The following is a 6,133-nucleotide window of genomic DNA, read 5'->3' on the forward strand; positions in this document are numbered from 1 at the left end:
GCAACACCACTGGCAGTACATAAACCGGCATCTACATTTACATTTACGGTAGCTGGACAACTGATCGTTGGATTAGTAGTATCTTCCACAGTAAGAGTTACAGTAATTGAAGTTTCAGGAGTACACACATAGGTTGAACTTGAAACAACAACTCGATATTGATTACCATTATTTGCAACAACTGCATTGGTAATTGTTAATGTAGCAGTAGTTGTAGTACTATGAATTCCTGTATCTGTTAGATCATCCCAGGTACTACCATTAAACAATTGCCACTGATAGGTATCTGCATTAGATGTCGTGACAGTAAAGGTAGTATTTGCACCCGGGCATATCGTCGAATCAGATGGTTGTGTCGTAATTGATGGGGCAACTCCAGCTGTGGTAACATTAGCATTAGTACCTGTATACCCATCAGTTCCGGAAGTAACTACTCCGTTTCCATTTACCGTGAGACCAGCTCCAAAAGTACCGCTACCCAGATATCCATTATTATCACCATCGGTAAATCCAGCTTCAATAACATCGTTACACCCATCGGCATCGCTATCTAATTCTAAGAAATTATAATTATTATCTGTATCACTATCAGCAATTGTATAATTAATGGTTCCGCTACTTTCACTTCCAGGTGCCTGAACTGCATCTGGTACTCCATCTGAACTTAAAGCGCCAGATACAACACCGTTTACATGCGTTTGATTATGACCTGCTTCTACAGCATCATAAATCCCATCATTATCACTATCCAAATCTAAACGATCCACAATGTTATCACCATCAGTATCTCTGTCAAAACATAACACAAAAGAATTTGCCTTAAAAGCTAACCAGGAATCAAAAAGATTATCTCCATTATCAGCTACTCCGATTTTGATCGTGTTATTTCCTGCATTTAACACTGCAGAAAAAGTTATCGTGTGTGTAAAACCATCTGCTTCGATATTTATGGCTGTAGGAACCGTTTCATTATCGGTATATGATCCACTATCTACTGTATTATTTACCGTATCAATACTTAGTTGTGCTCCTGAAGGTGTTAATGCTAAATTGGTTCCGTTTATAAATATTTTAGGGGCATCGTTTAATCCAGAATTCACATAATCATTATATTCTTCTGAAGCAAAAACAAACTGACCTGAGATCACTGTTTCTGCTGGAATATTAACTACTATTTCGAGACTGGCAACATCAAATTCTGCGCTACCTCCACCAAAATCGGCATCTTTTCCTCCTCCCGCAGCACCTGTACCATTAATTCCATCCCCTAGTGCACTAGGGGTTGAGAATTGATTAGATAAATTATCATCTAACTCGAGAACATTACCCGAAGAAAAAATAATTCCTCGATCAAATCCAAGGAATGCATTTAACGCTCCTCCACTACTCGTTATTTGATCACCATCATTGAATGTTCCTATTTGTGTTACAGCTCCACTACCTTCATTAACACTAGCAGATACCAAAGTAAGATCAGAATTAGGGGCAAATAATAAATTTGCCAGAGTAGTGGCATTATTTTCTGCTGTAATCTCAAAAGTGGTATTGGCATCATCTAACAATTCGACTCCAAATGATCCTCCTCCCAAATCACATTCATCTCTATCCAGGATTCCATCATTATCATCATCCAAATCTATCGAATCCATTATACCATCCCCATCTGAGTTTACGGTTAAAAGTGCAGGTCCGGCAGGGTCGATAATTTGTCCATCTGAAACGGTATCATCACCAAATACTCCATCTGTAAGATTGTAAGAAGCTGTAGCTATTGTTCTTGCTCCTATTGTTGTGGTATTTAATGTAGTTGTAAAATCCTGATAAATATCTGAAGCTCCTCCAGGAGTGGTTGGTCCATATTTTCGATATGTAAATCCTGCTAAAGAATTAGTAATATGCCAATAGTAAGTAACTGTTACATCGTCTCCCGGAGTTATACAGTCTAAAGTAAAATCTACTAATCCATAAGGGTAATGATATGTTGCATCATTAGCTGCCAGCTCTGATTCTAATACAGTACTGATACTCGAGATCTGAAAACAAATTCCTGTGGTTTCTATGGTTACATATCCTGTACCATCTGCTATTGGTATAGTAGCTACATTTCCTTGTAAAGAATCTAATATTCCATCTCCGTTTCCATCGCCTCCGTTAGGTCCTGCATTCTCTACAGTTCCTGTAACTCCATCACCATCTTCACAACCTGTAGCTACAGCATTATTTGTTACGGCTGCTACTGCTCCTGTGTTATATGCTGCTGCAACTACCAATCCATTAGAATTGACAGTCCCTGCAGTTACTGTAAGTGGTTCTGTGGCCGTATTCCAAGGGTTATAAACTCCTCCATTTGCTCCATCTGCATTCCAATCATTATAAGCTTCGTTGGCATCACTACATCCATCTGCATCACTATCCAGGGATTCGAAATCAGCATCTCCGGCTGCATCGGTGTTTGCTATTGTATAATTAAGTACTCCAGATTCGGCTACAGTTTCTATGCTGTCGAAAAGTCCATTATTTCCTGATCCTGTATCAGCTCCATTAATTCTTCCGTTACTGGTAGCAAACCCATGACCGGCTTCTATGGCATCATAGATACCATCATTATCACTATCCAGGTCATAAAAATCGGGAACTCCATCTCCATCAGTATCAAAAGCAGTTTCGACCGCTCCATCAACATTTCCTGTCCCTCCATCGGCGTCATTATCATCAAGGTAAGCAAAGACATTATCTGTATCTCCATCTGCATAGGGATCAGACGGAGCTTCATTCAAATTAGGAATTCCGTCATTATCTACATCCAAATCCCAGGGATCTAAAACAAGATCACCATCCAGATCAAAAGCAGAAGATGCCGTAGGGCACGCAAATCCATCATTACTGGTGGTAGCTATTGTATTGTTTAAAAGTGTTACAGAAGGTGTTGCAGTGGTATAATCGTTAACCAGATACATCCCTCCATTATTATAAGAAACATATAAGCGATTTTCTGCATCAGTAAATGCAGCTCCAAAATTAGTTGCGGTAGGAGTGCCCAGGCCTGAAACTTCTGTTTTAACAAGTGTAGTAAGATCCCAACTAATTAATAGGTCTGTATTACTTACACCATATAATTTTCCGTTAATAAAAACTACATCATTGGTATTTTTATTCGTTCCTCCTGTAAAAGTAACCGTAACTACTGCAGGTGAACCTCCTACTGGAAGTGTTGACAAGTTTTCAATTTTGTCATAATGTTTTCCTCGATTAATCCATAAGTTATCACTATCGTCTACATCTCCCGATATGCCGCCACTACTCATGTTAGTTAGTGCACCTAGGTCCTGAAAAGATCCATCTACTCCTATACGAAGTAAATGATTATTAATAGGGCTTGAGCCGCCTCCTTTACCAATCGCATACACATAATCATCGATTCTATTATACCCAGTTGCGTTGTATAATTGACTCACTGCAATGGGATCAGAATATTCTCCTGTTATGGCATTGTAACTTTTTAACTCTCCTGAAATAATTTGAAAAAAGTTTTGAGGGCAACTAAATGGAGTAAGTGAGCATGCTGCTGACACTACTCCACCATTAATATAATCTGCATTAGGAGTGGTATACCCATCTACTGCACTAGTCACTACTCCGTCTTCATTAACGGTTACGACAAGAGGCCCTAAAATACCGTCACTACTTTCGTCTGTAAAACCTGCTTCTCGAACATCGCTACACGTATCTCCATCACTATTTGTAGATTGAAAATTAGGATTTCCTACCGTATCTGTATCTGCTATTGTATAATTAATTATACCAGAATCTACTACAGTTTCCAGACCATCGAAAAGCCCATTTGTGCCTGCTCCTGTATCCTGGCCGGTTATTCTTCCATTGGTATGTGGCAAACCATGTCCTGCTTCGACCACATCATAAATCCCGTCATTATCACTATCAAGATCAAAAAAATCGGGAACTCCATCTCCATCGGTATCAAAAGCAGTTTCGATAGCCCCATCTACATTACCGGTTGCTCCATCGGCATCATCATCATCTAGATATGCAAAAATCAAGTCTCCATCTCCGTCAGCAAAAGGATCAGATGGAGATTCGTCTGTATTTGTTATACCATCACCATCTACATCTAAATCTAAAGGGTCTAAGATATCATCACCATCCTGATCTATAGGTGAAGGTGCCGAGGGGCATGAAAACCCATCATTGCTAGTTGTAGTAGCTGTAGAATTTAAAAATGATGATGTTGGTGTTCCTGTTGTATAATCATTGATTAAATACAGCCCACCATCATTATACGATACGTACAAGCGGTCTTCATTATCTGTAAATGCTGCCCCAAAACCAAGAGTTGTGGTTGGAGTACTTAAACCTCCTACTACCGTTTTAATAGATGTATCGAGATCCCATATAATGAGTTCTGCGCTTTTATTAACTCCATATAATTTTCTATTAATATGCACAACATCATTAACCTCACCTGCAGGCCCTGTAAAAGTAACAGTTACTACTGCGGGAGCCCCTCCTACCGGAAGGGTTGACAGATTTTCGATTCTGTCATAATGATCTCCCCTATTGATCCATAAATTATCACTGTCATCAACGTCTCCTGATATACCACCAGACCCCATATTGGTCAAAGCTCCAAGATCTGCTATAGATCCATCGGCATCAATACGAATTAAATGACCATTTATGGTACCGGCTTTTCCTATAGCATATACAAAATTATCAACCGGGTTATATCCTGTAGCATTATAGAGATCATTTGTGCTAATCGGTGCCGAATATTGGCCTGTAACCGCGTTATAGCTTTTTAATTCGCCACTAATGACCTGATAAAATGTAGAAGGACAGCTAAACTGTCCATATCCCAAAGAACCTATAAGCATAAAGGCTATACAACATGTAATAGAGAGGTTGCTCTTCTTTTTATTTTTTCTTACTATACAAAAACGTAACAATCTATTTATCAAGATGAATATGAATTGTATTAGAAACAAGAATCGTGTATTGATTTTCATAAGCTATTTATGATAAAATTGTTTTATTATTATTCTGAAGGAATTCATACGAATCCATATCTACTATGTTTTTAGAAATACATAGTAGCGTAATACCGCCAACTAATGTGTAGTCTTGCTGAATTGATCTTAAATATTTCTGAAAAGAGGTATGAGTAGTACTTACCACATTATTTTTTGAGTCATGCGTAGTACTATATGTTTTACTTTTATATAAATATGTATATACATGAGCATGTATACTATCCTTAAAAGCGGTACTATTTTTTATAGGTACCTCGGTGCGATTATTACTTTTTAATAAAAGGACAGAAGAAGACTCTAAAAATGAGTATGCAATAAAAGAGTATAATACTAACAGAAGTGTAATTACTCCCATCAAAATTATGATGTTATAGTTGGATAGTGTATCTATTTTCCGAACATAATTCGTATAGATACCAGAAAAACTATCTTTTATATAAGAAGACCTTTGTTCATCCTTTGATGCAAAAAAATGAAACCTCATAATGGTTAATTTAGTATTAAATTGATCGTTATTCAGATCCCTGGGATTGCTGGCTCGCCAAAAGTTTTACAATTCCGGGATTGTTATTTTCTATGCTATATTCTCATTATTATTTATGTGTATTATCAAACAAAAAATATCTTTTCCTTCTACATTAAATACCAAAGCATTGTTTGGTAACAGATTCTGAAAATCACATGTTTTGTATTTTCAAAATGGTATTATATAGTTTGCATATGAAAAAATCAGATGAGGAAAACATCATCACACATTTTACGAAGGAAATAAAAGTAGTGCAATCCATAAGCAATTTATTATATCGATTAAAGTTCACTAACTATAATATCTACGGGCAAATAAATACTATAATGTATCACAGCTATATTGCCGTAATTTTCTATGCTAAATAGCTATCAAAAAATAACACATTTGGGACATCAAGGGGTAAGAAATAAAATGTCTGGTGTAATTTTTTCTATAAGCAATATCTATTTTAAATAATGTGTTTACGTTATGCTTTTATTAACATTATAAATGTATACATAAAACTTTGATTATGAGTATCTTAAAACACCAAAATAATTACGGTTTTACCATAAAA

At 36.9% G+C, this 6,133-nt stretch carries 2 protein-coding genes; both read right to left on the minus strand.

Annotated elements, in window-relative coordinates; genetic code table 11:
• On the minus strand, positions 1-4,892 hold a 4,892-nt coding region (locus Z053_RS29495; RefSeq protein ID WP_035097106.1), incomplete at its 3' end, for a DUF6923 family protein.
• Between the two features lie 139 nt (positions 4,893-5,031).
• Positions 5,032-5,532: a hypothetical protein gene (locus Z053_RS0127065; RefSeq protein ID WP_025668108.1), complete on the minus strand. Its 501-nt coding sequence runs from the start codon at positions 5,530-5,532 to the stop codon at positions 5,032-5,034.
• Positions 5,533-6,133: the final 601 nt, after the last annotated feature.

Origin of the sequence: Aquimarina megaterium XH134, assembly GCF_000520975.1 — a bacterium.
Lineage (GTDB): Bacteria > Bacteroidota > Bacteroidia > Flavobacteriales > Flavobacteriaceae > Aquimarina > Aquimarina megaterium.